Raw genomic sequence first — 26,480 nt, 5'->3', positions numbered from 1 at the left:
TAACGGACTACCGCCTGGTGGACCGCTGGCGGGCTACCGCCTGCTGCCCCTGGCGTACCGCGGCGGCCCGTTACTTGGCGGCGTTGGCCGCGTCGATCAGGGCCTGCTTGTCGACGGCACCGACGTAGACGGCGCCGTTGTCCGTTATCAGGGCGTTGACCAGGCGGGTGCTGAAGATCCGGCCGGATCCGAAGGAGCCGCTGGTCTTCTCGCCGATGCTGTCCAGGAATGCGCCCGCGTCCCCGCCCGCAGCCTTGTCCTTGCCGGTGGGCAGGCCGGAGCCGGCGCCCTTGACCGTGGCGATCGACGTCCAGCCCTCGCCGATGACGTTCAGCCCGCCCAGGTCCTTCGTCAGCCCCTTCCGGAACTCCTTCACGTCCTTGCGCCCGGTGACGTCCTTACCGTGTGCGCGCTCGCCCTTCGCCTCCTTCGCCCGCTCCTTGACGGCGTCGACGACCTCGGCGCCCTTGGGCGGAGTGAAGGAGAACGTGCTCGCCGCGGGCTTGGCGAAGTCGACGCTGGTGTAACCGACGTCGATGGCGGCCGGGCCACCGCTCTTCGGGGTCAGGGTGAACTTCAGCGGCGTCCCGTTGGCCGCGTCGACCGCTACCCGGATCGACCCGACCGTCGAGGCGGCCTGCTTCGGCTTGATCAGCAGCTGGTAGGCGTCCCGTCCGGCGACCTTGGCGGTGCCGTCAACGGTGACCGAGGTGGTGTCACCGACCGCCTTCAGAGCCTGCTTCGCCAGGTCCTGCGGGGTGGCGTTCTTCAGGTCCCCGGGGAGGCCCCGGGGCTTCTCCCGCTCGCTGTGCCGGCCCGCGTCGGGCGCGGTGCTGTGGACCGCGGTGTTGCTGCCGCTGTCGTACGCCCAGACCTCGTTCCCGCTGTGGACGAGGCTGTACTCGGCGGCCTTGTCGACGATGGACACCCGCTGTTTGTCGGGGCCGTCGGCGGCGACACGGAGCGTGTGCGTACCGGACGCCAGCTCCATCAGCTTCTTCGCAGGCGACACGGACGCGCCGTCCCCGTCCTTCTCACCGCTGCCCGCGCTGCCCTGGCCGCCGCCGAAGCCACCGGCCCCGCCGCCGAGCCCGTCCGGCAGGGACGGCAGGCCGAGGTCCGTGGTGACCCGGACCGTGCCGGAGAGCTGCTGGACGTCCGACGTGGCGATCTTGGCTATCAGGTCCTGTGCGGAGATCTTCGGCAGATCCGGGGAACCGGAGCCGGCGAACGCCGGAACCAGCCCGATCGTGGCCGCCGCGACTCCCGCCACCGCGACCGGCACGCCGTACCGCACCGCCTTACGGCGCTTCGAGGAACGCTCCTCGCCCCATGCGTCGGTGACCTCTGTCGGTTCGTTGGCCTCTGTCGGTTCGTTCCGTGGCATCTGCCCTACCTCCGTCGTCTGCGGCGGTTGCTGCGCTGTCCAAGCGCCCACCCCTGGAGCCGCTGGGGACCCGACCGCCGCGCTGTGGTGCTCTCCATCTCACCAAAACGCCCGGCACGAGGCGTCAGCCCGCGGGCCCAACTCGTCGTACTGCTGAGGTATGACAGCCGGTCAACGCACGGCGGAACACATACAACAGGAGTCGGACCCATCCCCTAAGGGGATTGTTCGAGTACCCCTAGGGGACCCGGCGGCCAGACCCCGACCGCCTGCCCGGTGCCCCCGCCCCGGCTTCACCCGGCCCGGTGGACCACCGCGTCGCACAGGCCCTCGAGAGCCGACTTGGCCATGCACGCGGGCAGCGGCGCCAGCGTGGCGCGCGCCTCCTCCGCGTACCGCACGGTGTCCCGACGGGCTTCTTCGAGCGCCGGATGGGCGCGCAGCCGGACCAGCGCCTCGGCGTGCCGGGCATCATCGGTGAGGTCCCCTGCCAGCAGCTCGCACAGCGCCCGGTCCTCGGGCGTGCCGGAGCTGCTCTCGGCCCGGGCCCGCAGATGCAGCACGGGCAGCGTCGGGATGCCCTCGCGCAGATCGGTTCCGGGCGTTTTGCCGGACTCGTGCGAGTCGCTGGCGATGTCCAGAACGTCGTCGGCCAGCTGGAACGCGGTGCCCAGCCGCTCTCCGTACTGAGTGAGGATGTTGGCCGTCGACTCGTCAGCGCCCGACATCATGGCGCCGAACCGACAGGCGACGGCGACCAGCGATCCGGTCTTGCCCGCGAGGACGTCCAGATAGTGGTCGATGGGGTCGCAGCCGTCACGCGGGCCGGCGGTCTCCAGAATCTGGCCCGTCACCAGGCGCTCGAACGCCTCGGCCTGAATACGGACCGCCTCGGGCCCGAGGTCGGCGAGGATGTGGCTGGCGCGGGCGAAGAGGAAGTCGCCGGTCAGCACCGCGACGGAGTTACCCCAGCGGGCGTTGGCACTGGCCACGCCGCGGCGCACATCGGCCTCGTCCATCACGTCGTCGTGGTACAGCGTCGCCAGGTGGGTCAGCTCCACGACCACCGCGGCGGGCACCACGCCCGGGCTGTGGGTGTCACCGAACTGGGCGGCGAGCATCACCAGCAGCGGCCGGAACCGCTTGCCGCCCGCGCGCACGAGATGCTGCGCGGCCTCGGTGATGAACGGCACGTCGCTTTTGGTGGCCTCCAGCAGGCCCTCCTCGACAGCCGCCAACCCGGCCTGGACATCGGCCTCAAGAGCCTGGTCCCGCACGCTCAGCCCGAAGGGCCCGACGACGGTCACGAGGGGTACTCCTGTCTGCTGACGATCAAACTGAATGTCGATCTGTCGCTGTCTCCACCATTGGCCAGCGTATCCGGTCCCAGTTCGATCACCGTGAGCGCCCGCCCCCTGAGCCGCCCGGGAAGCGCGACGATCCCCGGGCGGCATGGCGTGGATCACATTGTGCTGTGTTGTTGACGTCGAGGAGCGGCGATGGCGACAGTCCTCACATTCCCGGCTGCCCCAGGAGCCACAGCTGTGGCCGGAGGGCCGATATACCGCGCCGGCTTCGCGCCCTTCGGCCATCTTCGCCGGACCGGTCTTCAACGGGGCGGCCGACCTGCGCGGCCGACCCGCGCGGCAGGACGGAGCGGCGGCGCCATGAGCAGCGGGGCGGGCGGGGAGCAGCAGGGCGGACGGGGAGCGGCGGGCCGTGAGCCACGGAGCCGCGCGGGGGGCTGAAACGGACTTGCGCGAACGGTCCTGCGTGGCGGCGCACGAAGAAGCCAGAACCGAATCCAGAACCGAATTGCGCCGTCCGGCAAGGGTTTTCCGGACATTGCCGGGCCTCGGGGTACGTGCGGCGCCCCCGGGGTGTGGGTGCCGTGCCGCAGGGGCGTATGTACGGCGCCGCGGCCGGCCGCGTTCCGTACGCGCGCGGCTCTCCTCGCCCCGGCGGCCGCGGAGGGCCGAGGCGGCCGGTCCCACCCCCGCGCCGCCAGGGCCGCCGGGCGCCCTCCCGCCCGCCCCGGGCCGGAGGGCGGGTGCCGCTCACCCGCCCGGCCCGCCCCTCACGCAAGTTATCCACAGGCCTCATCGCCGCGGCCTGCCCGGCCGTACTCTGATCGACAGAGCCGCCGGGCAGGGGATTGATCAGCCCTCTGATCAGCCCCCTGACCGGTCCGGCCGGCCCACTGGCGACGACGAACGCGAGGAGCTGTCCATGCCCGAGCAGAGCCCGTTCGACCTGGCAGAAGGCGACCCCTTCGGCCCGCACAACCTCCCCTACGGCGTCTTCAGTACCACCGACGCGCCCGACCAGCACCGCCTCGGCGTCCGCTACGGCAGCCATGTCCTCGACTTGAGCGCCCTGCCCAGCGCGCTGCCCGCCGCCATCCATCCGCACGCCGAACTGCTCGCCGCACCGACCCTCAACCCGCTGATGGCCGCGGGCCGCCCCGTCTGGCAGCAGATCCGCACGGCCGTCCACAGCGCCGTGACCGACCGGACGCACCGCGACGAAGTGGCGCCGCTTCTCCACCGGTTGGACGAGGTCACCCTCCATCTCCCCTTCGAGGTCGCGGACTACGTCGACTTCTACTCCAGCGAGCACCACGCCACCAACGTCGGCCGGATCTTCCGCCCGAACGGTGCGGCCCTGCCCCCCAACTGGAAGCATCTGCCGATCGGTTACCACGGCCGGGCGGGCACGGTCGTCGCCACGGGCACCCCGGTCGTACGGCCCAACGGCCAGCGCAAGGCGCCCACGGACGAGGCGCCGGTCTTCGGCCCGTCCATCCGCCTCGACATCGAGGCCGAGGTCTGCTTCGTCGTCGGCACACCGTCCACACTCCACGAGCCGGTCGGACTCGACTCCTTCCGCGATCACGTCTTCGGCGTCTGCCTGCTCAACGACTGGTCCGCGCGGGACATCCAGGCCTGGGAGTACCTGCCGCTCGGCCCGTTCCTGGGAAAGTCCTTCGCCACCTCCGTGTCCGCCTGGGTCACCCCGCTCGACGCCCTCGACGCGGCCCGTACGACACCGCCCGCCCGGGACCTGCCGCTGCTCCCCTACCTCGACGACACGACCGCCGAACCGGGCGGCATCGACATCCGCATCGAGGTCCACATCAACGGCGAGACCGTCTCCCGGCCCCCGTTCTCCACGATGTACTGGACCGCGGCCCAGCAACTGGCCCATATGACCGTCAACGGCGCCTCCCTGCGCACCGGTGACCTCTTCGCGTCCGGCACCGTCTCCGGACCCGAGCCGGACCAGCTCGGCTGTCTGCTCGAACTCACCCAGGGCAAGGGCCCCTACCTCCAGGACGGCGACGAGGTCACCCTCACGGCCTGGGCGCCGGGCCCCGACGGCGCCCGGATCGGCTTCGGCGAGGTCACCGGCCGCATCCTGCCCGCGCCCGCCGTCCCGGACCGCGAGGCGACATGACCGGCAATCCGCTCACGCTCCCCGAGGAGTTACTCCTCCTCGCCCTCGACCCGGTCCGCGGCCGCCTCCTGAACAACCCCACGTATCTCCGGTACGGGCTGGCCGGGGCGGCACTGGCCGACTTGGAGGCGGCCGGCCGGATCGCCGTCGACCGCGGCGACCGCATCACCGTGACCAACCCACTGCCGCTGGACGATCCCGTACTCGACCACGCCCTGACGGCGCTCCCCGCACCGGCCAAGGGCGGCGACGGCGTCAAGGCGCACCGCTGGGTACGCGGCTCCGGCCGGTCCGTCCAGGAGTTGTGCCTCCGCCGGCTGGAGGAGCGTGGCGCTCTGCGCAGAGAGCACCACCGGGCCCTGGGGCTCTTCCCGTACGACCGCTTCCCGGCGGGCCCGGTGGATCTGGCGGCCCCGGCCCGTGCCCGCTTCACAGCGGCTGCCGATGCCCGGTTCCCCGACCGGCGCGGCCGACTGCTGGCGGCCTACGTCTCGGCAACCGGTCTGGACACCGGCCTCCTGCCGGGCGGCGCCCATCGCCCCCTACGGCGCGACCTGCGGCGCCTGGCCAAGGAGGAGTGGACCGCGTACGCCGCCTTCCGCGCCGTCCAGCACGACAAGAGCGCGGCGGGGGGCGGCGCCTAGGAGGCCCAGGGGGGAGAGGCCCAGGGGGTCCAGGGACGAGAGGGAGTACGAGTACGTCGGGATGCCCCGGGGGTGCCCCGACAGGAGCGTTGCCGGTGTGCCGTGCATCGTCGGCGGCTGGTGGGGGCGGGAGGGAGGGGTGGGGGCGGGAGGGGGAGGGGGAGCCCCCCCCCAGAAGGGAAGGGAACCCCTCCACCCCGCCCGCTTCATCCCCTTCGCCCGGCACGGCCGTTTTTCCTGTCACAGGCTCACACCAAGTCCGTACCGGCGTAGCCGCAATCCCGGCGAGAGGCCGGACGGGGGCGGGGGCCGCTGCTAGCCTCGCGTCTCCCTGTTCCCTGACAGACCGTCCTACAACGGGTCTGTCCCGCAACGGAACAACGGACCTGTCCCACAACGGAGGAGACGTACGTGCGCAAGGCAGCGCAGATCGCCGGGGCGGCAGCCATCGCCGCGATGCTGCTCAGCGGCTGCGGAAGCAGCGGCGACAAGGGCAGCGACAGCAAGCCGGACAAGACGCCGGGTGCCGCTCCGTCGACTCCGGGAGGCGCGGACAAGCCCGCGAGCCCCGAGGCGGTCGAGGGCGCGTGGAAGGCGGGATCGGCGAGCAGCCCGCTGGTCCTCGTGATCACCAAGGGAACGGTCGCCTTCAGCAACGGCCACAAGGCGGCCTGCCTGGGCAAGGTCCAGGAGATGGCCGGGATGACCATGGCCGCGCTCAAGTGCACCGACGGGGACACCACCCGCACCATGGGCACCCTGAAGCCCGGGGCGGACGGCAAGACCCTGACCGTGGAATGGAAGAACGGCCCCACCGAGAAGTACACCAAGTCCGGGGACGGCAGCGTGAAGATCCCCGAGATGCCGGAGCTGCCGAGCGGCCTGCCCAAGAACTGACCGCGACCGCCACCCCACCGCTCACACGCAACGGCAGGCGCGGCGGTTCAGCGCACGAAGGTCGCCGCCTGGCCGGCCAGGTCGAGGAAGTACTGCGGCGCCAGGCCCAGCACCAGTGTGGCCGTGACGCCGATGGTGATGGCCGTGGTCGTCAGGGGGCTGGGCACCGCGACGGTCGGCCCTTCCGCCTTGGGCTCGTTGAAGAACATCAGCACGATGACGCGGATGTAGAAGAACGCGGCGATGGCGGAGGCGAGGACACCGACCACCACCAGCCAGCCGGCGCCGCTCTGCGCGGCCGCCTTGAACACCGCGAACTTCCCGGCGAAGCCGGACGTCAGCGGGATGCCCGCGAAGGCCAGCAGGAAGACGGCGAACACCGCGGCCACGAGTGGCGAACGGCGGCCGAGGCCAGCCCACTTGGACAGCTGGGTGGCCTCGCCGCCGGCGTCCCGGACCAGCGTGACGACGGCGAAGGCACCGAGCGTCACGAAGGAGTAGGCGCCGAGGTAGAAGAGCACCGAGGAGATGCCGTCCTCGCTGGTGGCGAGGGTGCCGGCGAGGATGAATCCGGCGTGCGCGATGGAGGAGTAGGCCAGCAGCCGCTTGATATCCGTCTGGGTGATGGCGACGATGGCGCCGCCCAGCATGGTGATGATCGCGACGCCCCACATCACCGGCCGCCAGTCCCAGCGCAAGCCCGGCAGGACGACGTACAGCAGCCGGAGCAGCGCGCCGAAGGCCGCGACCTTGGTGGCGGCCGCCATGAAGCCGGTGACCGGGGTGGGGGCGCCTTGGTAGACGTCCGGGGTCCACATGTGGAACGGGACCGCGCCGACCTTGAACAGCAGCCCCATCAGTACCAGTGCCCCGCCGATCAGCAGCAGTGCGTCACTGCCCATCGAACCGGCCAGCGCCGGATCGATCTGCTTGGCGCCGTCCGAGATGACCTCGGCGATTCCGGCGTAGGTCACCGTGCCCGCGTAGCCGTAGAGCAGGGCGATGCCGAAGAGGAGGAAGGCGGAGGAGAAGGCGCCGAGGAGGAAGTACTTCACCGCGGCCTCCTGGGACAGCAGCCGCTGGCGGCGGGCCAGCGCGCACAGGATGTACAGCGGGAGGGAGAACACCTCCAGCGCGATGAAGAGCGTCAGCAGATCGTTGGCGGCGGGGAACACCAGCATCCCGCCGACCGCGAAGAGCAGGAGCGGGAAGACCTCGGTGGTGGTGAACCCGGCCTTGACGGCGGCCTGTTCGGCCGGGCCGCCAGGGACGGCGGCGGGCTGCGCCGCGAAGGAGTCCACCCGGTTGCCGTCCGCCGCCGGGTCGAGCCGCCGCTCGGCGAAGGTGAAGACGGCGACCAGGGACACCAGGAGAAGGGTGCCCTGGAGGAACAGCGCCGGGCCGTCGACGGCGAGGGCACCCATCGCCGCGATATGTGCCTTGGACGAGCCGAAGCCGGCGGCCGCGAGGCCGATCACCGCGGCGAACGCGGCGGCCAGCGCCACCAGGGACAGCAGCAGCTGGACGGCGTAGCGGTGGCGGCGCGGCACCGCCGCCTCGACGAGGATGCCGGCGACCGCCGCGCCGAAGACGATCAGGGCCGGCGACAGTTCGGCGTACTCGATGTGCGGCGCCGGGATTTTGCCCGGTGTGCCGGCCGCCACCGTCCACAGGCTGTGGACACTTGCCACGGAACTCACTTCGCGGCCTCCGCATCTCGGTCATTCACGGTGTGGCCGTCCCGGTCTCCGCCGGGCACGGCGTTCACCTGCACCGTGGGCTGGGGATCCTGCTCGTCGACGACGGACAGGGTGTGCTGGACCGCCGGGTTGACGATGTCGGTGAGCGGCTTCGGATACACCCCGAGGCAGATCAGCAGCGCGACCAGCGGCGCCACCACCACCAGCTCCCGGACCCGCAGGTCGGGCATGCTCTTCACCTCGGCCTTCACGGGCCCGGTCATCGTCCGCTGGTAGAGGACGAGGACGTAGAGGGCGGCGAGGACGATGCCGGAGGTGGCGATGACGCCGATCACCGGATAGCGGCTGAACGTGCCGACCAGGACGAGGAATTCGCTGATGAACGGTGCCAGGCCGGGCAACGACAGGGTGGCGAGACCGCCGATGAGGAAGGTGCCGGCGAGGAGCGGGGCGACCTTCTGGACACCACCGAAGTCCGTGATCATCCGCGAGCCGCGGCGGCTGATCAGGAAACCGGCCACCAGCATCAGGGCCGCGGTGGAGAGGCCGTGGTTGACCATATAGAGGGTGGCGCCGCCCTGGCCCTGGGACGTCATCGCGAAGATGCCCAGGATGATGAAGCCGAAGTGGGAGATCGAGGCGTAGGCGATCAGGCGCTTGATGTCCCGTTGGGCGACCGCGAGCAGCGCGCCGTAGACGATGCTGATCAGCGCGAGGACCAGGATCGCCGGGGTGGCCCAGGCGCTGGCCTCCGGGAAGAGCTGGAGGCAGAAGCGGAGCATGGCGAACGTGCCGACCTTGTCGACCACGGCGGTGATCAGCACGGCGACCGGCGCGGTCGACTCGCCCATGGCGCCGGGCAGCCAGGTGTGCAGCGGCCACAGCGGCGCCTTCACCGCGAAGGCGAAGAAGAAGCCGAGGAACAGCAGCCGTTCGGTGCCGGTGGCCATGTCCAGCTCGCCGGCCGCCCGCGCCTCGACGATCCGCTGGAGGGAGAACGTGCCGGTGCCGAGCTGGTCGGCGGTGACGGCGTAGAGCCCGATCACCGCGGCCAGCATGATCAGTCCGCCGGCGAGGTTGTAGAGCAGGAACTTCACCGCGGCGTACGAGCGCCGGCCGGCCGCCTGCTCCTCGCCGTCCGGTCCCGCGCGGTCCCCGAAGCCGCCGATGAGGAAGTACATCGGGATCAGCATGGCTTCGAAGAAGATGTAGAAGAGGAAGACGTCGGTGGCCTCGAAGGAGAGCACCACCATCGCCTCGACGGCCAGGATCAGCGCGAAGAAGCCCTGGGTGGGCCGCCAGCGCCGGTCGGGTGTGGCTGCCTCCAGGGGATCGGCGTCATGCCAGCCGGCCAGGATGACGAACGGGATCAGCACGGCGGTCAGCGCGATCAGGGCGACGGCGATACCGTCCACGCCGAGTTCGTAGCGGACGCCGAAGTCCCGGATCCAGGCGTGTGATTCGGTGAGCTGGTACGGGCCCTCGCCACCGGGGTCGAAGCGTACGGCGATGACCAGGGCCAGTACCAGGGTGGCGAGCGAGAAGAGCAGCGCGAGCCATTTGGCGGCGGTGCGCTTCGCGGCGGGCAGCGCCGCGGTGGCGATCGCACCGATCGCCGGTACCGCGGCCGCTGCCGTCAGCAGGGGAAACGACATGGCTCAGACACCCCTCATCAGCAGGGTCGCGGCGACGAGAACGGCGGCCCCGCCCAGCATCTGGACCGCGTACGAGCGGACGAAACCGCTCTGCAACCGGCGCAGCAGGCCGGAGAGTCCGCCCATCGAGGCCGCCGTGCCGTTGACCGCGCCGTCCACCAGGGAGCGGTCGAGCTGGACGAGCGTGCGGGTGACCTGGCCGCCGCCGCGGACGAAGACGATGTCGTTGAAGTCGTCCTGGAGCAGATCGCGGCGGGCGGCCCGGGTCAGCAGCGAGCCGCGCGGGGCGCGTGCCGGGACGGGTTTGCGGCCGTACATCAGCCAGGCGATGCCGACGCCGACGAGCAGCACGACGATCGTCGAGGCGGTGACCGTGGTGGCGCCGACCGGGGAGTGGCCGTGGGAGAACGAGGTGACCGGCTCCAGCCACGTCACGAAGGCTTCGTTGACGCTGAACAGCCCGCCCGCGAAGACCGATCCGACGGCCAGCAGGATCATCGGGATCGTCATGACCTTCGGTGACTCGTGCGGATGGGTCTCGGCAGGGTCCCAGCGCTTCTCGCCGAAGAACGTCATCAGCATCACCCGGGTCATGTAGAACGCGGTGATCGCCGCGCCCAGGAGGGCCGCGCCGCCGAGGATCCAGCCCTCGGTGCCGCCCTTGGCGAACGCCGCCTCGATGATCTTGTCCTTGGAGAAGAAGCCGGACAGGCCGGGGAAGCCGATGATCGCCAGATAGCCGAGGCCGAATGTGAGGAACGTGACCGGCATATACCTGCGCAGGCCGCCGTAACGGCGCATGTCCACCTCGTCGTTCATCCCGTGCATCACGGAGCCCGCGCCGAGGAAGAGGCCGGCCTTGAAGAAGCCGTGGGTCACCAGGTGCATGATCGCGAAGGCGTAGCCGACGGGGCCGAGCCCGGCGGCGAGGATCATGTAGCCGATCTGCGACATCGTGGAGCCGGCCAGCGCCTTCTTGATGTCGTCCTTGGCGCAACCGACGATCGCACCGAAGAGGAGGGTGACCGCGCCGACCACGACGACCGCCAGCTGGGCGTCCGGCGCGGCGTTGAAGATCGCCCCGGAGCGGGTGATCAGATACACGCCGGCGGTGACCATGGTGGCGGCGTGGATCAGGGCCGACACCGGGGTCGGGCCCTCCATGGCGTCACCGAGCCAGGACTGCAGCGGCACCTGCGCCGACTTGCCGCAGGCGGCCAGCAGCAGCAACAGCCCGATCGCGGTCAGCGTGCCCTGGGATGTGTCACCGGTGGCGCCGAGCACCGGGCCGAAGGTGAACGTCCCGAACGTCGTGAACATCACCATCACCGCGATCGACAGGCCCATGTCGCCGACGCGGTTGACCAGGAACGCCTTCTTGGCGGCGGTGGCCGCGCTGGGCTTGTGCTGCCAGAACCCGATGAGGAGGTACGAGGCCAGGCCGACGCCCTCCCACCCGACGTACAGCAGAAGGTAGTTGTCGGCGAGGACGAGCAGCAGCATCGCCGCGAGGAAGAGGTTGAGGTAGCCGAAGAAGCGGCGGCGCCGCTCGTCGTGCTCCATATAGCCGATCGAGTAGATGTGGATCAGCGATCCGACTCCGGTGATCAGCAGGACGAAGGTCATCGACAGCTGGTCGAGCTGGAAGGCGACGTCGGCCCGGAAGCCGCCGACGGGGATCCAGCTGAACAGATGCTGGTGCAGGGTGCGGTGCTCGGGGCTCCGGCCGAGCAGGTCGGCGAAGAGCACCGCCCCGACGGCGAACGACACCACCGCGAGCAGCGAGCCGATCCAGTGGCCGGTGCGGTCGAGCCGGGTGCCGCCGCACAGCAGCAGGGCCGCACCGGCCAGCGGTGCCGCTACCAGCAGCGCGATCAGGTTCTCCACGTTGTCGACCCCTTACAGCTTCATCAGGCTGGCGTCGTCGACCGAGGCCGTATGACGGGTGCGGAAGATCGTCACGATGATCGCCAGGCCGACCACGACCTCGGCCGCGGCGACGACCATCGTGAAGAAGGCGATGATCTGGCCGTTCAGATTCCCGTGCAGCCGGGAGAAGGTGACGAAGGCGAGGTTGCAGGCGTTGAGCATCAGCTCGATGCACATGAACACCACGATGGCGTTCCGCCTGATCAGCACCCCGGCCGCGCCGATGGTGAACAACAGGGCGGCGAGGTAGAGGTAGTTGACCGGGTTCATTTCGTGGCCCCCTCGGTGTGCTCGTTCCGCGTCGCGCCACCGGACGGCCCGGTCCCGGGCTCGTCCTCCCGGCCGCGCCCCAGCCAGTCCTCGGAGCGCTCCTCCAGCGCCTTGAGCTCGGCGAGCGACTCACCGGAGACGTCGCGGATCTGGCCGCGCTCCCGCAGGGTCTTGTTGACGGTCAGCTCGGACGGGGTGCCGTCGGGCAGCAGGCCGGGGATGTCCACGGCGTTGTGCCGGGCGTAGACACCAGGAGCGGGCAGCGGCGGGATGTGCCTGCCCTCGCGGATCCTTGCCTCGGACTGCTCGCGCTGCGTCCTGGCGCGCTCCGTGCGCTCCCGGTGGGTGAGCACCATCGCGCCGACGACCGCCGCGATCAGCAGGGCGCCGGTGAGCTCGAAGGCGTAGACGTACTTGGTGAAGACGAGGGCTGCCAGACCCTGTACGTTGCCGCCGGCGTTCGCCTCGCCCAGCCCGTTGAACTCCTTGAGGGAGGCGTTGCCGATCCCGGCGATCAGCAGGACGCCGAAGCCGACGCCCAGGCCGGCGGCGAGCCAGCGCTGGCCCTTGAGCGTCTCCTTGAGGGAGTCCGCGGCGGTGACACCGACCAGCATGACGACGAACAGGAACAGCATCATGACCGCGCCCGTGTAGACGACGATCTGGACGGCGCCGAGGAAGTAGGCGCCGTTGGCGAGGTAGAAGACCGCCAGGACGATCATGGTGCCGGCCAGTGAGAGGGCGCTGTGCACGGCCCGCTTCATCAGGATCGTGCCCAGCGCGCCGAGGACGGCGACGGCGCCCAGGATCCAGAACTGGACGGCCTCGCCCGTGGAGGTCACGGAGGCGGTGAGGCCGGTCATGCCTGCACCCCCTCATCGGCGGGCTGTTCGCCCTTGGAGACGGCGGTCTGGCGGACCGTTCCCGGTGCGGCCTCGGTGACCAGCCCGTTGTAGTAGTCCTTCTCCGTCATGCCGGGGTAAATGGCATGCGGTGTGTCGACCATGGTGTCCTCCAGGCCGGCGAGCAGCTCCTGCTTGGTATAGATGAGCGATTCGCGGGACCGGTCGGCGAGTTCGTACTCATTGGTCATCGTGAGCGCGCGGGTCGGACAGGCCTCCACGCACAGGCCGCACAGGATGCAGCGGAGATAGTTGATCTGGTAGACGCGGCCGTAGCGCTCGCCGGGCGAGTAGCGCTCCTCGTCGGTGTTGTCCGCGCCCTCGACATAGATCGCGTCCGCCGGGCAGGCCCAGGCGCACAGCTCGCAGCCGATGCACTTCTCCAGCCCGTCGGGGTGGCGGTTGAGCTGATGGCGGCCGTGGAAACGCGGCGCCGTCGGCTTCTTCTCCTCCGGGTACTGCTCGGTCAGCCGCTTCTTGAACATGGCCTTGAAGGTCACGCCGAAGCCGGCCACGGGGTTCTGGAACTCAGGCACCGTCGCCCCCCTTTCCGTCGGTTGTCTTTCCGTCACTGGCAGTGTCCACCCGACCACTGACAATCAACTCGCGCGGCCGGCGCGGGCCTCGGCGCGGCACGGGCGGCAGGCTCTGTCCGGGCAGCGGCGGCACGGGGAAACCGCCCGCCATGGGGTCGAAGGCCTCCCCGTCGCCGTCCGTCTCCGGTTCCTCCTCACCGCGCCGGAAGAAGTCCACGAGGAGGGAGACCAGCAGCAGGGCGACCGCACCGCCGCCGACGTACAGCACGATCTGTGAGAAGTCGTAGCCCTCGTTCTTCAGCGCCCGCACGGCGGCGACCAGCAGCAGCCAGACCAGCGAGACCGGGATGAGCACCTTCCAGCCCAGCCGCATCAGCTGGTCGTAGCGCACCCGGGGGAGCGTGCCGCGCAGCCAGATGAAGAAGAACAGCAGCAGCTGCACCTTGACGGTGAACCAGAGCATCGGCCACCAGCCGTGGTTCGCGCCCTCCCAGAAGGCGGAGACCGGGTACGGGGCCCGCCAGCCGCCCAGGAAGAGGGTGGTCGCGACCGCCGAGACCGTCACCATGTTCACGTACTCGGCGAGCATGAACATCGCGAACTTGATGGACGAGTACTCGGTGTTGAACCCGCCGACGAGGTCGCCCTCGGATTCCGGCATGTCGAACGGCGCCCGGTTGGTCTCCCCCACCATCGTCGCGATGTAGATCAGGAACGACACCGGCAGCAGCGCCACGAACCAACGGTTCTGCTGGGCCTCCACGATCGTCGAGGTCGACATCGACCCGGAGTAGAGGAAGACCGACGCGAAGGCGGCGCCCATCGCGATCTCGTACGAGATCATCTGCGCGCACGACCGCAGACCGCCGAGCAGCGGGTACGTCGAACCGGACGACCAGCCCGCCAGCACGATGCCGTAGATGCCGACCGAGGCCGTGGCGAGGACGTAGAGGACGCCGATCGGCAGGTCGGTCAGCTGCATCGGGGTGCGGACGCCGAAGACGGAGACCTCGTTGCCGGCCGGCCCGAAGGGGATCACCGCGATCGCCATGAAGGCGGGGATGGCCGCCACGACCGGGGCGAGGAGGTAGACCGCCTTGTCGGCCCGTTTGACGACCAGGTCCTCCTTCAGCATCAGCTTGATGCCGTCGGCGAGCGACTGGAGCAGCCCCCACGGGCCATGCCGGTTGGGGCCGATCCGCAGCTGCATCCAGGCGACGACCTTGCGCTCCCAGACGATCGAGAACAGCACCGTCAGCATCAGGAACGCGAAGCAGAAGACCGCCTTGATGACGATCAGCCACCACGGGTCGCGGCCGAACAGCGACAGGTCCTCCTGGGCCAGCGCACCGCCCGCCGCGGCCAGTTGGTCGAGCCGCATCACGCGTCCACCTCCTTGGCCGGCTCCGGTGTGCCCGGGACGGCGGAGATCCTCACCAGGTCCCCGGGGCGGGCCCCGGTGTCGGCGGCGACCCCGCCGCCGGTGGAGTTGAGCGGCAGCCACACCACCCGGTCGGGCATCGGCGTGACCTGGAGCGGCAGGCAGACCGAACCGGCCGGGCCGCCGACCGCCAGCAGATCACCGTCCTTGACGCCGGTCTCCTCCGCGGTGGCCTGCGACAGCCGGGCGACGGCGGCGTGCCGGGTGCCGGCCAGCGCCTCGTCGCCCTCCTGGAGCACCCCCCGGTCCAGCAGCAGCCGGTGTCCGGCGAGCACGGCCTCGCCGGTGCCGGGCCGCGGCAGTGGCCGCGCGGTTTCCAGGGGACCGGCCGCGTACGGGCCGTCCCAGCTGCCGAGCCGGTCCATCTCACGGCGTACGGAGCGGACGTCGGGCAGCCCCAGCCGCCCCGTGCCGGAGCCGCCGCCGGCCGCCGCCATGGCGTCCGCGAGCAGGGTCAGCACCCGGCAGTCCGGCTGCAGTTGCCGGCGGGTCATCTGGTCCGGTTTGAGCGCCGCCTCGAACAGCCGGGCCCGGCCCTCCCAGTTGAGGAACGTTCCGGCCTTCTCGGTCACCGCGGCCACCGGGAGGACCACATCCGCCCGCTCGGTCACCTGGGAGGGCCGCAGCTCCACGCTCACCAGGAAGCCGACCTCGTCCAGCGCCGTCAGCGCGCGCGCCGGATCCGGGAGGTCGGCGACCTCGACGCCCGCCACCAGGAGCGCGCCGAGTTCACCGGTCGCGGCGGCCTCGATGATCTGGCCGGTGTCCCGGCCGTGCCGGTGCGGCAGCTCGGCCACACCCCAGGCGGCGGCGACCTCGTCGCGGGCCCGCGGGTCGGTGGCCGGCCGCCCGCCGGGCAGCAGACCGGGCAGCGCGCCCGCCTCCAGGGCGCCGCGTTCGCCCGCCCGGCGGGGCATCCACACCAGGCGGGCGCCGGTGGCGGCGGCGGTACGGGCCGCGGCGGTCAGCGCGCCGGGCACCGCCGCCAGCCGCTCCCCGACGACGATCACCGCGCCGTCCGCGCGCAGCGCCTCGGCCGCGGCGCGCCCCTCGCCGTCCAGGCCGGCGCCGCCGGCGAGCCCGCCTTGGGCCAGCGCCGTCAGCCACTCGGTCTCGGTGCCGGGGGCGGCCGGGAGCAGGGTGCCGCCGGCCTTCATCAGGCCGCGGGAGGCGTGACTGGCCAGCCCGTAGGTGCGCTGGCCGTGCCCGCGGTGGGCCTTGCGCAGCCGCAGGAAGACGCCGGGGGCCTCCTCCTCGGCCTCGATACCGGCCAGCAGGACGGCCGGCGCCTGCTCCAGGGCGGTGTACGTGACTCCTCCGCCGTCCAGGTCACGGCCCCGGCCGGCGACCATGGCCGCCAGGAAGTCGGCCTCCTCGGCGCTGTGCACCCGGGCGCGGAAGTCGATGTCGTTGCCGTGCAGCGCGACCCGGGCGAACTTGGCGTAGGCGTAGGCGTCCTCGACGGTCAGCCGTCCGCCGGTCAGGACGCCGGTGCGGCCCCTGGCCGCGGCCAGTCCGCGGGCCGCCGCCTCCAGGGCCTCCGGCCAGCTCGCGGGCTCCAGTTCACCGGACTCCCGGTTGCGCACCCACGGGTGCTCCAGCCGGTCGCGCAGCTGCGCGTAGCGGAACGCGAAGCGCCCCTTGTCGCAGATCCACTCCTCGTTGACCTCCGGGTCGTTGGCGGCCAGCCGGCGCATGACCTTGCCCCGCCGGTGGTCCGTACGGGTCGCGCAGCCGCCCGCGCAGTGCTCGCAGACCGACGGCGAGGAGACCAGGTCGAAGGGGCGGGAGCGGAAGCGGTACGCGGCGGAGGTGAGCGCGCCGACCGGGCAGATCTGGATGGTGTTGCCGGAGAAGTACGACGCGAAGGGGTCGCCCTCCCCGGTGCCGACCTGCTGGAGGGCACCGCGCTCGATCAGATCGATCATCGGGTCGCCGGCGATCTGGTTGCTGAAGCGGGTGCAGCGCGCGCACAGCACACAGCGTTCGCGGTCCAGCAGTACCTGGGTGGAGATCGGCACCGGTTTGGCGAACGTGCGCTTCCGGCCTTCGAAGCGGGACTCCGGGTCGCCGACCTGCATCGCCTGGTTCTGCAGCGGGCATTCGCCGCCCTTGTCGCAGACCGGGCAGTCCAGCGGGTGGTTGATCAGCAGCAGCTCCATCACCCCGCGCTGGGCCTTCTCGGCCACCGGGGAGGTCAGCTGCGACTTGACGACCATGCCGTCGGTGCAGGTGATGGTGCAGGAGGCCATCGGTTTGCGCTGGCCCTCGACCTCGACGATGCACTGCCGGCAGGCGCCCGCCGGGTCCAGCAGCGGGTGGTCGCAGAAGCGCGGGATCTCGATGCCGAGCATCTCGGCGGCGCGGATGACCAGCGTCCCCTTGGGGACGGAGATCTCGATGCCGTCGATGGTCAGGGTGACGAGGTCCTCCGGGGGGACCGCGGCGGCGCCGCTGGTGGACCCCGTTGTCGTGACGGTCATGCGTTCACCCCCAGGTGAGCGTCGTTGTCGGCCCAGAGGGTCGACCTGGCGGGGTCGAAGGGGCAGCCCCGGCCCGTGATGTGCTCCTCGTACTCGTCGCGGAAGTACTTCAGCGAGGAGAAGATCGGCGAGGCGGCGCCGTCGCCGAGGGCGCAGAAGGACTTGCCGTTGATGTTGTCGGCGATGTCGGCGATCTTGTCGAGGTCGCTCATCACGGCCTCACCGGCCTCGATGTCGCGCAGCAACTGGACCAGCCAGTACGTCCCTTCACGGCAGGGCGTGCACTTGCCGCAGGACTCGTGTGCGTAGAACTCGGTCCAGCGGGTGACCGCCCGGACCACGCAGGTGGTCTCGTCGAAGCACTGCAGCGCTTTGGTGCCGAGCATCGAGCCGGCCGCGCCGACGGCCTCGTAGTCGAGGGGCACGTCGAGGTGTTCGGCGGTGAACATCGGCGTCGAGGAGCCGCCGGGGGTCCAGAACTTCAGCCGGTGGCCGCGGCGCATCCCGCCGCTCATGTCGAGCAGTTGGCGCAGGGTGATACCCAACGGGGCTTCGTACTGGCCGGGGTTGGCGACATGGCCGCTGAGCGAGTACAGCGTGAAGCCCGGGGACTTCTCGCTGCCCATCGAACGGAACCATTCTTTGCCCCGGTTCAGAATCGCGGGAACAGACGCGATGGATTCGACGTTGTTGACGACAGTGGGGCAGGCGTAGAGGCCGGCCACGGCAGGGAAAGGAGGACGCAGCCGGGGCTGTCCGCGACGGCCCTCCAGCGAATCGAGCAGCGCGGTTTCCTCACCGCAGATGTACGCGCCGGCGCCCGCGTGCACGATCACATCCAGGTCGAGTCCCGAACCGAGGATGTTCTTACCGAGGAAGCCCGCCGCGTAGGCCTCGCGTACGGCTTCGTGCAGCCGGCGCAGTACGGGTACGACCTCACCGCGCACGTAGATGAAGGCGTGGTGCGACCTGATCGCATAACAGGCGATCACGATCCCCTCGATGAGGGCATGCGGGTTCGCGAAGAGGAGGGGGATGTCCTTGCAGGTCCCCGGCTCCGATTCGTCGGCGTTGACAACTAGATAGTGCGGCTTGCCGTCGCCCTGCGGGATGAACTGCCACTTCATCCCGGTGGGGAAGCCCGCGCCGCCGCGGCCGCGCAGCCCGGAGTCCTTGACGTAGGCGATGACGTCGTCGGGGGGCATGGCGAGCGCCTTGCGCAGGCCCTCGTAGCCCTCGTGCCGGCGGTAGGTCTCCAGCGTCCAGGATTCCGGCTGGTCCCAGAAGGCGGACAGGACCGGTGTGAGGAGCTTCTCGGGGCTCGCCTCTCCCCCGGCCGGCGGCCGGGAGGCGCCCCCGTAGTCGGCTGCCACGGTCATCACTCCCCCTCCTCTGCGCTGGAGCCGGCATCGCCGGCGGGACCGTCCGTGCCGGAGCCCTGGGCGGTGGGGCCGTCGGTGGTCGTCCGCGGGGAGACGACGTGGTCGGCGCCGCGGGCGGGGGCGGCCTCGCCCTTGGCCAGGCGCAGGCCGATCAGGGAGGCGGGGCCGGCGCCTCCGGTGGCCCCGACGGCGCCGGGCCGCTCGTCGGGGAAACCGGCGAGCATCCGGGCGGTCTCCCGGAAGGTGCACAGCGGGGCGCCGCGGGTGGGCTCGACGGTCCGGCCGGCCCGCAGGTCGTCGACCAACTGCCGGGCGGACTCCGGCGTCTGGTTGTCGAAGAACTCCCAGTTGACCATCACCACGGGGGCGAAGTCGCAGGCCGCGTTGCACTCGATGTGCTCGAGGGTGACCTTGCCGTCCTCGGTGGTCTCGCCGTTGTCGATACCGAGGTGCTCGGTGAGCTCCTCGAAGATGGCGTCGCCGCCCATCACCGCGCACAGGGTGTTGGTGCAGACCCCGACCTGGTAGTCGCCGCCGTCCCGGCGCCGGTACATGGTGTAGAAGGTCGAGACGGCGGTGACCTCGGCGGTGGTCAGGCCGAGCAGCTCGGCGCAGAAGCGGATGCCGGTACGGCTGACGAACCCTTCCTCCGCCTGGACGAGGTGCAGCAGCGGCAGCAGGGCCGAGCGCGCCCCGGGGTAGCGCGCGATCACCTCCTTGGCGTCCGCCTCCAGCCGGGCCCGGACCTCGGCCGGGTAGTCGGGGGCGGGGAGCGCGGGCATCCCCAGTTCGGTGGGGGGTTCGGGGGTTGCCCCCCGGGGAGACACAGTGGTCACCGGTCGACGCCTCCCATCACGGGGTCGATGGACGCGACGGCGACGATGACGTCGGCGACCTGGCCGCCTTCGCACATCGCCGCCATGGCCTGCAGGTTGGTGAAGGACGGGTCGCGGAAGTGCACCCGGTACGGGCGGGTGCCGCCGTCGCTGACGGCGTGCACACCCAGCTCGCCCTTGGGCGACTCGACGGCCGCGTAGGCCTGTCCGGGCGGGACGCGGAAGCCCTCGGTCACGAGCTTGAAGTGGTGGATCAGGGCCTCCATCGAGGTGCCCATGATCTTCTTGATGTGGTCGAGGGAGTTGCCCAGGCCGTCCGGACCGAGCGCCAGCTGCGCGGGCCAGGCGATCTTCTTGTCCGCGACCATCACGGGGCCGGGCTCCAGCCGGTCCAGGCACTGCTCGACGATCCGCAGCGACTGCCGCATCTCCTCCAGCCGGATCAGGAACCGGCCGTAGGCGTCGCAGGTGTCGGCGGTCGGCACGTCGAACTCGTACGTGTCGTAGCCGCAGTACGGCTGCGCCTTGCGCAGGTCGTGCGGGAGCCCGGCGGAGCGCACGATCGGCCCGGTGGCGCCGGTGGCCATACAGCCGGCCAGGTCGAGGTAGCCGATGCCCTCCATACGGCCCTTGAAGACCGGGTTGCCGGTGGCGAGCTTGTCGTACTCGGGGAGGTTCCTGCGCATCTTCCTGACGAAGGAGCGGACCTGGTCCACGGCACCCGGGGGCAGGTCCTGGGCCAGGCCGCCGGGCCGGATGTAGGCGTGGTTCATCCGCAGGCCGGTGATCAGCTCGTAGATGTCGAGGATCAGTTCACGGTCCCGGAAGCCGTAGATCATGATCGTGGTGGCGCCCAGCTCCATCCCGCCGGTGGCGATGGCGACGAGATGGGACGACAGCCGGTTGAGCTCCATCAGCATCACGCGGATGACCGTGGCCCGGTCGGGGATGTCGTCGGTGATGCCGAGCAGCCGCTCCACGGCCAGGCAGTAGGCCGTTTCGTTGAAGAAGGGGGTGAGGTAATCCATCCTCGTGACGAAGGTGGTGCCCTGCGTCCAGGTCCGGTATTCGAGGTTCTTCTCGATGCCGGTGTGCAGATAGCCGATGCCGCAGCGGGCCTCGGTGACGGTCTCCCCGTCGATCTCCAGGATCAGCCTCAGCACACCGTGCGTGGAGGGGTGCTGAGGCCCCATGTTGACGATGATCCGCTCGTCGTCGGACTTCACGGCGGAGGCCGCCACCTCGTCCCAGTCGCCGCCGGTGACGTTGTAGACGGTGCCCTCGGTGGTCTCACGGGCCAGGGATTCCGGTGTGTCGAAGTCACTGGACGTGCGGTGGCCGTTCGGGGAGTGCGAGTGCGGTGCAGTAGTCATCAGCTGTACGACCTCCGCTGGTCGGGAGCCGGAATCCGGGCGCCCTTGTACTCGACGGGGATGCCGCCGAGCGGGTAGTCCTTGCGCTGCGGGAAGCCCTGCCAGTCGTCCGGCATCATGATCCGGGTCAGTGCGGGATGGCCGTCGAAGACCAGGCCGAAGAAGTCGTAGGTCTCGCGCTCGTGCCAGTCGTTGGTCGGATAGACCCCGACCAGCGACGGAATGTGCGGGTCGGCGTCCGGGGCGGAGACCTCCAGCCGGATCAGCCGGTTGTGGGTGATCGAGCGCAGGTGGTAGACGGCGTGCAACTCACGGCCCTGGTCGCCCGGGAAGTGCACCCCGCTGACGCCGGTGCACAGCTCGAAGCGGAGCGCCGGGTCGTCCCGCAGGATCCTGGCGACGGCCGGCAGGAACTCCCGCGCGATGTGGAAGGTCAGCTCACCGCGGTCCACGACGGTCTTGGCGATGACGTTCTCGGGGACCAGCCCCTGCTCGTCGAGGGCGCCCTCCAGCTCGTCGGCGATCTCGTCGAAATCGCCGAACCCTCCCCCGCTCCCGGCCCCCTCGCCACCCGGCCCTCCGTACGGCCGCTGGGACGCGCCGGGGAGCCGGACGGTCCGCACGAGGCCGCCGTAGCCGCTGGTGTCGCCGCCGTTGTCGGCGCCGAACATCCCGCGGCGGGTGGCGATCACCTCGCCGGTGTCGTCGCGCTGTGCCGGGAGGGCGTCGGCGATGCCGTCCGGCTCGCCGGGGCGCTCGGGGCTCTTCGGCTCGGGGCTCTTCGGCTCGGAGTTCTTCTTCTGCTCGGGGTTCTTCTCCGGCCCGGGGTTCTTCTGCTCACTCATCGCAGCAGCCCCTTCATCTCGATCAGCGGGCGTGCCTTGAGGGCCGCTTCCTCGGCCTCGCGTGCGGCCTGCTGCTGATTGACCCCGAGCTTGGAGTGCTGGATCTTGTCGTGGAGCTTGAGAATGGCGTCCATCAGCATCTCGGGACGCGGCGGGCAGCCCGGCAAATAGATATCGACGGGGACGATGTGGTCGACCCCTTGCACAATCGCGTAGTTATTGAACATTCCGCCCGACGAGGCGCAAACCCCCATGGAGATCACCCACTTCGGGTTCGGCATCTGGTCGTAGACCTGCCGCAGCACGGGGGCCATCTTCTGGCTCACCCGGCCGGCCACGATCATCAGATCCGCCTGCCGCGGGGAGCCGCGGAAGACCTCCATACCGAAGCGGGCCAGGTCGTACCGCCCGGCGCCGGTCGTCATCATCTCGATGGCGCAGCAGGCCAGCCCGAAGGTCGCGGGGAAGACCGACGACTTGCGCACCCAGCCCGCGGCCTGTTCGACAGTGGTCAGCAGAAAGCCGCTCGGCAGCTTCTCTTCCAGTCCCATGTGTGGCCCCTAGTCCCATTCCAGGCCGCCACGACGCCAGACATAGGCGTAGGCGACGAAGACGGTGAGCGCGAAGAGGAGCATCTCGACGAGCCCGAACATCCCCAGGGCGTCGAAGGTGACGGCCCAGGGATAGAGGAAGACGATCTCGATGTCGAAGACGATGAAGAGCATCGCCGTCAGGTAGTACTTGATCGGGAATCGACCGCCACCGGACGGTTGTGGCGTCGGCTCGATTCCGCACTCGTACGCCTCGAGCTTGGCCCGGTTGTAGCGCCGCGGCCCGATGAGCGCGGCCATGACGACGGAGAAGATCGCAAAGCCTGCCCCGAGGGCTCCCAGTACGAGGATGGGCGCGTAAGCGTTCACCGTCCTCGCTCCCTTCAGTCGACGATGACTGGATGGCGGTCCGCTCGGGCTCTTCGAGTGCCCCTGATTGCCCTATGGAGATCTCTTCCTGCCTCGCGGTGATCGTGCACATGTGAGGCAGTTCACAAGCCCAAGCCGCCTGCATCTTATGCCCGCCGGTCTGTGATCTGCGACACGGGGGCGAATAACACCTTTGTGATCTTCACCACCCGGCGAAGGATCATGAAGCAGGACAGGCGGTGATCTTCATACGTGAAGCGCGCGAGTGATCACGAGAGGTGACATTCGCATGGGTTACCACTGGTCAGAGGCGGGTGGCCAATATCAAGTGGCGGGCATCGCAGGCAAATTGGTGCTGGGCGCCCTCAACTGATATAGGGGGCAGGCCTGTCGGCGCGGGCCGGCTGCGGGCCGACCCTCTGGGTGGGACTGGATGGGGCCGGCCGGATGAGGCTGGATGGGTCGGACTGGATGCGTGGCGCGTCGACCGCAGTCGAGCCGGGGCGCCCTCATACCGTTCGCGATGTCGTTCACGATGCCGTTCGCGCTCCGGCCGCGACAGTCGCCGCGGGCTTCCCCGCACTTCCCTCCACGAGCGGCGCCCCGATGGCGACGCCTCCCGGATCACGGTCGCATCACGGGAACATAACGGACACTCAAGAGTGACCTATCCCACGTGAATTGCCACGCCAAATCCTTGACGCCTCGGAACCCTTGGCGTGGCGCACGGAGAAGTGGTAAGCGCCTCGCGGGCCCGTACAGGGCAGTAAATGCCGTGCCCAGGAACATGATCGCGAAATCCGGACATCGCGCCGCCGAGTCGATGGGTAGTCAAAAGTCCGTTTTGTTCATCGCGTACGCGTCAAGTGTGGCGCAACACACCTTTGTTGGCAGCAACCTGAGGCTCCTGATAGCCGTTATGCCCATGTCCCCGAACGCAGTCATACCCAGCCACCGGAAGCCCCGTCGCTCCGCGTCCTCGCGCGCGCTGCGTGCAGGTGTGACCGGTGGCTTCCTCACTCTCGCCGTGACCGGCGCGACCGTACCGGCCAACGCCACGGACAAGCCCGTCGCCGAAACCCAGGAGATGCCGACGATCACGGCCGCGCTGGCGACCAGCGCCGCCAAGAGCGCCGACACCGCCGAGCAGGTCGCGTTCACCTACGAGCGTCAGGCGCTCCAGGACACCGCCTTCTCCGAGGCCGCCAAGGCCGCCGGCGAGCACGCCGCCGAGGCCGTGAAGAAGGCCAAGGCCGAGGCCGAGGCGAAGAAGAAGGCCGAGGAGGAGCGGAAGGCCGAGGAGGCCGCGCAGGCCCGCGCCTCGCGCTCCGCCGAGCGTTCGACCCTGACCGGCTCTTCGTCCGACTCGTCGTCCGGGTCCTCCGCCTCGACCTCGACCTCGTCGTCGTCCGCCACCGGCTCCGTCGCCACGCTGGTCTCCTTCCTCAAGGCGCAGCTGGGCAAGGCGTACGTGATGGGCGCCACCGGCTCCTCCTCGTACGACTGCTCCGGCCTGACCATGGCCGCGTTCAAGCAGGTCGGCATCGACCTGCCGCGCGTCTCGCAGGACCAGTCCACCACCGGTACCCAGGTGGGCCTGAGCAACCTCCAGGTCGGCGACATCCTGTACTGGGGCAGCGCGGGCAGCGCCTACCACGTCGCCGTCTACACCGGGGACGGCAAGTTCATCGGCGCCCAGAACCCGAGCACCGGCATCGTCGAGCGCCCGCTCAGCTACGACATGCCGACCGGCGCGGTGCGCGTCCTCTAGGACTCCACCAGGACTCCACTCCGGCGCTCCCGCAGGGCCTCCAGGGCCCCCTGGGCTCCCTCGGGTCGCCGCCAGGGCTCTCTGGGGCTGCCCAGGGCCCTGGGACCGCCGTCCGCCGCGTTCCTCGCCAGGACCGCCCCTCCCGCCGCCCGGGAGGGGCGGTCCTGCGTGTACGGGCTACGGCTACGGGCAACCTGCTTCGGGCTCGGGCTACGGGGCCCGGGCCCGGTACGACGCCACGCTTTCGCTTCGTACGGCGGGCCTCTTCGCTTCGTATGGCTTCGCGATATACGACGACGTACGACGACGCATGACGATGTATGACTTCGCGTCGTATGAGGCCATCATCAAGCCAGGTACCGGCCCGGTGCGCCCAAAAAGCCACCGACGGCCGGTCCGTGCCGTTACACCTCTCGCCACATGCCGCGCACCTGCCCCCGCAGGAACGGCGCGGCGCCCGCAGAGAGGAATCCCACGCACCGATGCCCACCCACCCGCCGGTGAACACCCACCGCCCCACCCGCCGCCTCCTCGCCAGGGTGACGACGGCCGCCGCCCTGGCCACCGCCCTCGGCCTGGGGGCGATCCACACCGCCGAAGCGGCGGCCCCGCCCCGCACCACGTCCCCCGCTCCGCACCCCGCCTCCGCTCCGCGCCCCGCTTCCGACGGCGGCTGGCACCAGGACGGGCTGTCGCTGAACTCCGCCGACAACAAAAAAGTCGATGCCTTCGCCGCCCGCGCCCGCCGGGCCGAACGCGCCATCAGCCCCCAGGTCCGCGCCGCCGCCCTGATCGCCAACGCCCAGCTGATCGGCTTCGACCACCGGCTGAAGTCCCCGGACTCGCTCAAGCGCAAGGTCGCCACCAAGCTGAAGCAGCACCCGGGGCAGACCGTCGATCAGGCGCTCGGCACCATCAATGACGCGGTCCGCTTCACCCTCCAGTGGCCTGACGCCACGTACCGCAGGGGCGTCACCACGGCGGCCGGGCTGCTGTCCTCCTGGGGCAACGACTCCACCCGCTGGTCCAACACCTGGAGCAGTTCCCACGGCTACAAGGGCATCAACTCCGCCTGGCGCGCGCCCCGCTCCCACCAGCTCTTCGAGGTCCAGTTCCACACCCCCGAGAGCAAGCGGGCGCAGGAGGTGACGCACAAGCTCTACGAGGAGCAGCGGCTGCCCGGCACCCCGCCCGAGCGGGTCCGCGAACTCCAGGAGCAGCAGAACGCGATCTTCGCGGCCGTCCCGGTCCCGCCGGGCGCCGAACAGCTCACCGCCCCCACTCGCCGCCTCCCGGCCCCGGCCCCGGCTCCGGCACCAGCCCCGGTCACGGCACCGGCCGCCCCAGCCCCGGACCGGGCACCGGCCACGGCCGGGCGGGGCCCCGGTCACAGCCCCCGGCTCGTCCACTGAACCGACAGCTCGTCCACTGAACCGATAGACAGCCCAGGGCCCAGGTACCCAGGGCCCCAGGGGCCCACCGGCTCGGCGTACTGCCGTCCCGGTGGGCCGCCTGCCGCTCTCCTACCAACTCTGTCCTACCGACCCTGTCCTACCAACCCGCCCCCGCCGGCTGCCGGGTCGTCGCGTTGAGCCGGTTGAAGAGGTTGGTGATCCCGATCGTCAGCACGATCGCCGCCAGTTGCTTCTCGTCGAAGTGGTCGGCGGCCGCGTCCCACACCGCGTCCGGCACCGGGTCGGAGCTGTCGGCGAGACGGGTGGCCGACTCGGCGAGCGCCAGGGCGGCCCGCTCCTCGTCACTGAAGTACGGCGCCTCCCGCCAGGCCGCGACCGCGAACAGCTTGTCGTCGCCGACCCCCGCCTTACGGGCGCTCTTCACGCCCCCGTCGACGCAGAAACTGCAGCCGTTGATCTGGCTGGCGCGCAGATGCACCAGCTCCAGCACCGACTCCGCCACTCCGCCCGTCCGCGTCGCCTTGACCACGTCCAGGAGCGGCTGCATGGCCTCCGGGATGACGACGGCGGGGTTCTTCATACGTGCTTCCATCACGGCTCTCCTCAGGGAATCTCGTCTTTACCGGTACTCACCCCCA

At 70.4% G+C, this 26,480-nt stretch carries 22 protein-coding genes; 5 read left to right on the top strand and 17 right to left on the bottom strand.

Features of this window, described 5'->3' with window-relative positions:
• Nucleotides 1-70: 70 nt before the first annotated feature.
• Together ACFY12_RS15735 and ACFY12_RS15730 are read right to left on the bottom strand one after the other, a co-directional pair.
• Nucleotides 71-1,387 (bottom strand): outer membrane lipoprotein carrier protein LolA, encoded by a 1,317-nt coding sequence (locus ACFY12_RS15735; RefSeq protein WP_390716354.1) that lies wholly within the window; start codon nt 1,385-1,387, stop codon nt 71-73.
• Nucleotides 1,388-1,680: 293 nt separating this feature from the next.
• Nucleotides 1,681-2,694: a polyprenyl synthetase family protein gene (locus ACFY12_RS15730; RefSeq protein WP_390716353.1), complete on the bottom strand. Its 1,014-nt coding sequence runs from the start codon at nt 2,692-2,694 to the stop codon at nt 1,681-1,683.
• Nucleotides 2,695-3,616: 922 nt separating this feature from the next.
• Between ACFY12_RS15730 and fahA the strand changes: the two genes are divergently transcribed.
• From fahA to ACFY12_RS15715, 3 genes are all read left to right on the top strand, one after another.
• The gene (fahA, locus tag ACFY12_RS15725) at nt 3,617-4,843 is read left to right on the top strand and encodes a fumarylacetoacetase (RefSeq protein WP_390716352.1); all 1,227 of its coding nucleotides are present in this window, start codon (nt 3,617-3,619) and stop codon (nt 4,841-4,843) included.
• Nucleotides 4,840-5,487 (top strand): GPP34 family phosphoprotein, encoded by a 648-nt coding sequence (locus ACFY12_RS15720; RefSeq protein ID WP_390716351.1) that lies wholly within the window; start codon nt 4,840-4,842, stop codon nt 5,485-5,487. Before fahA ends, ACFY12_RS15720 begins: the two co-directional genes overlap by 4 nt.
• 411 nt (nt 5,488-5,898) lie before the next feature.
• Nucleotides 5,899-6,384, top strand: a complete 486-nt coding sequence (locus ACFY12_RS15715) for a hypothetical protein (protein ID WP_390716350.1) — start codon at nt 5,899-5,901, stop codon at nt 6,382-6,384.
• A 47-nt stretch (nt 6,385-6,431) separates the two neighbouring features.
• Here ACFY12_RS15715 and nuoN read toward each other — a convergent pair whose 3' ends face one another.
• The 14 genes from nuoN to ACFY12_RS15645 are packed head-to-tail and all read right to left on the bottom strand — an operon-like array spanning nt 6,432 to nt 22,656.
• A complete protein-coding gene (gene nuoN, locus ACFY12_RS15710; protein WP_390716349.1) occupies nt 6,432-8,084 on the bottom strand; it encodes an NADH-quinone oxidoreductase subunit NuoN in 1,653 nt (550 codons plus the stop codon).
• Nucleotides 8,081-9,739, bottom strand: coding sequence for an NADH-quinone oxidoreductase subunit M (locus tag ACFY12_RS15705; protein ID WP_390716348.1), 1,659 nt, complete (start codon nt 9,737-9,739; stop codon nt 8,081-8,083). Before ACFY12_RS15705 ends, nuoN begins: the two co-directional genes overlap by 4 nt.
• Before the next feature lie 3 nt (nt 9,740-9,742).
• Nucleotides 9,743-11,626, bottom strand: coding sequence for an NADH-quinone oxidoreductase subunit L (gene nuoL / locus ACFY12_RS15700; RefSeq protein WP_390716347.1), 1,884 nt, complete (start codon nt 11,624-11,626; stop codon nt 9,743-9,745).
• A 12-nt stretch (nt 11,627-11,638) separates the two neighbouring features.
• Nucleotides 11,639-11,938, bottom strand: coding sequence for an NADH-quinone oxidoreductase subunit NuoK (nuoK, locus tag ACFY12_RS15695; RefSeq protein ID WP_390716346.1), 300 nt, complete (start codon nt 11,936-11,938; stop codon nt 11,639-11,641).
• Entirely contained in the window at nt 11,935-12,801 is an 867-nt protein-coding gene (locus ACFY12_RS15690) for an NADH-quinone oxidoreductase subunit J (RefSeq protein WP_390716345.1), read from the bottom strand. The genes nuoK and ACFY12_RS15690 overlap by 4 nt, the downstream gene beginning before the upstream one ends.
• Nucleotides 12,798-13,376 carry an NADH-quinone oxidoreductase subunit NuoI gene (gene nuoI / locus ACFY12_RS15685; RefSeq protein WP_390716344.1) on the bottom strand — a complete coding sequence of 193 codons (579 nt, stop codon included), beginning with the start codon at nt 13,374-13,376 and terminating at the stop codon, nt 12,798-12,800. Before nuoI ends, ACFY12_RS15690 begins: the two co-directional genes overlap by 4 nt.
• Entirely contained in the window at nt 13,369-14,757 is a 1,389-nt protein-coding gene (gene nuoH, locus ACFY12_RS15680; RefSeq protein ID WP_390716797.1) for an NADH-quinone oxidoreductase subunit NuoH, read from the bottom strand. The genes nuoI and nuoH overlap by 8 nt, the downstream gene beginning before the upstream one ends.
• The gene (locus tag ACFY12_RS15675; protein ID WP_390716343.1) at nt 14,757-17,300 is read right to left on the bottom strand and encodes an NADH-quinone oxidoreductase subunit G; all 2,544 of its coding nucleotides are present in this window, start codon (nt 17,298-17,300) and stop codon (nt 14,757-14,759) included. The genes nuoH and ACFY12_RS15675 overlap by 1 nt, the downstream gene beginning before the upstream one ends.
• Nucleotides 17,297-18,679 carry an NADH-quinone oxidoreductase subunit NuoF gene (nuoF, locus tag ACFY12_RS15670; protein ID WP_390716342.1) on the bottom strand — a complete coding sequence of 461 codons (1,383 nt, stop codon included), beginning with the start codon at nt 18,677-18,679 and terminating at the stop codon, nt 17,297-17,299. The genes ACFY12_RS15675 and nuoF overlap by 4 nt, the downstream gene beginning before the upstream one ends.
• A complete protein-coding gene (gene nuoE / locus ACFY12_RS15665) occupies nt 18,679-19,464 on the bottom strand; it encodes an NADH-quinone oxidoreductase subunit NuoE (protein ID WP_390716796.1) in 786 nt (261 codons plus the stop codon). The genes nuoF and nuoE overlap by 1 nt, the downstream gene beginning before the upstream one ends.
• Before the next feature lie 50 nt (nt 19,465-19,514).
• On the bottom strand, nt 19,515-20,891 hold the full coding sequence (locus tag ACFY12_RS15660) for an NADH-quinone oxidoreductase subunit D (protein ID WP_390716341.1): 1,377 nt from the start codon (nt 20,889-20,891) through the stop codon (nt 19,515-19,517).
• Nucleotides 20,891-21,736, bottom strand: a complete 846-nt coding sequence (locus ACFY12_RS15655; RefSeq protein WP_390716340.1) for an NADH-quinone oxidoreductase subunit C — start codon at nt 21,734-21,736, stop codon at nt 20,891-20,893. Before ACFY12_RS15655 ends, ACFY12_RS15660 begins: the two co-directional genes overlap by 1 nt.
• Nucleotides 21,733-22,287 carry an NADH-quinone oxidoreductase subunit B family protein gene (locus ACFY12_RS15650; protein ID WP_066931101.1) on the bottom strand — a complete coding sequence of 185 codons (555 nt, stop codon included), beginning with the start codon at nt 22,285-22,287 and terminating at the stop codon, nt 21,733-21,735. Before ACFY12_RS15650 ends, ACFY12_RS15655 begins: the two co-directional genes overlap by 4 nt.
• Nucleotides 22,288-22,296: 9 nt before the next feature.
• Nucleotides 22,297-22,656, bottom strand: a complete 360-nt coding sequence (locus tag ACFY12_RS15645) for an NADH-quinone oxidoreductase subunit A (protein WP_390716339.1) — start codon at nt 22,654-22,656, stop codon at nt 22,297-22,299.
• Between the two features lie 925 nt (nt 22,657-23,581).
• Here ACFY12_RS15645 and ACFY12_RS15640 point away from each other — a divergent pair.
• Together ACFY12_RS15640 and ACFY12_RS15635 are read left to right on the top strand one after the other, a co-directional pair.
• Entirely contained in the window at nt 23,582-24,427 is an 846-nt protein-coding gene (locus ACFY12_RS15640; RefSeq protein WP_390716338.1) for a C40 family peptidase, read from the top strand.
• Nucleotides 24,428-24,909: 482 nt separating this feature from the next.
• Nucleotides 24,910-25,839: an ATP nucleotide 3'-pyrophosphokinase gene (locus ACFY12_RS15635; RefSeq protein WP_390716337.1), complete on the top strand. Its 930-nt coding sequence runs from the start codon at nt 24,910-24,912 to the stop codon at nt 25,837-25,839.
• 139 nt (nt 25,840-25,978) lie between these two features.
• On the opposite strand, the gene ACFY12_RS15630 is transcribed toward ACFY12_RS15635, so the two are convergent.
• Entirely contained in the window at nt 25,979-26,434 is a 456-nt protein-coding gene (locus ACFY12_RS15630; RefSeq protein WP_390716336.1) for a carboxymuconolactone decarboxylase family protein, read from the bottom strand.
• Nucleotides 26,435-26,480 lie beyond the last annotated feature (46 nt).

The organism is Streptomyces sp. NPDC001339, from assembly GCF_042895955.1.
Taxonomy (GTDB): Bacteria; Actinomycetota; Actinomycetes; order Streptomycetales; family Streptomycetaceae; genus Streptomyces.
The sequence above is the reverse complement of the archived record's forward strand: the minus strand, read 5'-3'. Positions and strand labels throughout refer to the sequence as shown.

Excerpts from the sequence above, each read along its gene's own strand:
- ACFY12_RS15720 (WP_390716351.1), top strand. The coding sequence starts at position 4,840 with ATGACCGGCAATCCGCTCACGCTCCCCGAGGAGTTACTCCTCCTCGCC.
- ACFY12_RS15705 (WP_390716348.1), bottom strand. The coding sequence starts at position 9,739 with ATGTCGTTTCCCCTGCTGACGGCAGCGGCCGCGGTACCGGCGATCGGT.
- ACFY12_RS15650 (WP_066931101.1), bottom strand. The coding sequence starts at position 22,287 with ATGGGACTGGAAGAGAAGCTGCCGAGCGGCTTTCTGCTGACCACTGTC.
- ACFY12_RS15735 (WP_390716354.1), bottom strand. The coding sequence starts at position 1,387 with ATGCCACGGAACGAACCGACAGAGGCCAACGAACCGACAGAGGTCACC.
- nuoF (WP_390716342.1), bottom strand. The coding sequence starts at position 18,679 with ATGACCGTGGCAGCCGACTACGGGGGCGCCTCCCGGCCGCCGGCCGGG.
- nuoK (WP_390716346.1), bottom strand. The coding sequence starts at position 11,938 with ATGAACCCGGTCAACTACCTCTACCTCGCCGCCCTGTTGTTCACCATC.
- fahA (WP_390716352.1), top strand. The coding sequence starts at position 3,617 with ATGCCCGAGCAGAGCCCGTTCGACCTGGCAGAAGGCGACCCCTTCGGC.
- ACFY12_RS15635 (WP_390716337.1), top strand. The coding sequence starts at position 24,910 with ATGCCCACCCACCCGCCGGTGAACACCCACCGCCCCACCCGCCGCCTC.
- ACFY12_RS15630 (WP_390716336.1), bottom strand. The coding sequence starts at position 26,434 with ATGGAAGCACGTATGAAGAACCCCGCCGTCGTCATCCCGGAGGCCATG.
- ACFY12_RS15640 (WP_390716338.1), top strand. The coding sequence starts at position 23,582 with ATGTCCCCGAACGCAGTCATACCCAGCCACCGGAAGCCCCGTCGCTCC.
- nuoE (WP_390716796.1), bottom strand. The coding sequence starts at position 19,464 with ATGCCCGCGCTCCCCGCCCCCGACTACCCGGCCGAGGTCCGGGCCCGG.
- ACFY12_RS15655 (WP_390716340.1), bottom strand. The coding sequence starts at position 21,736 with ATGAGTGAGCAGAAGAACCCCGGGCCGGAGAAGAACCCCGAGCAGAAG.
- nuoH (WP_390716797.1), bottom strand. The coding sequence starts at position 14,757 with ATGCGGCTCGACCAACTGGCCGCGGCGGGCGGTGCGCTGGCCCAGGAG.
- ACFY12_RS15675 (WP_390716343.1), bottom strand. The coding sequence starts at position 17,300 with ATGACCGTCACGACAACGGGGTCCACCAGCGGCGCCGCCGCGGTCCCC.
- ACFY12_RS15690 (WP_390716345.1), bottom strand. The coding sequence starts at position 12,801 with ATGACCGGCCTCACCGCCTCCGTGACCTCCACGGGCGAGGCCGTCCAG.
- ACFY12_RS15660 (WP_390716341.1), bottom strand. The coding sequence starts at position 20,891 with ATGACTACTGCACCGCACTCGCACTCCCCGAACGGCCACCGCACGTCC.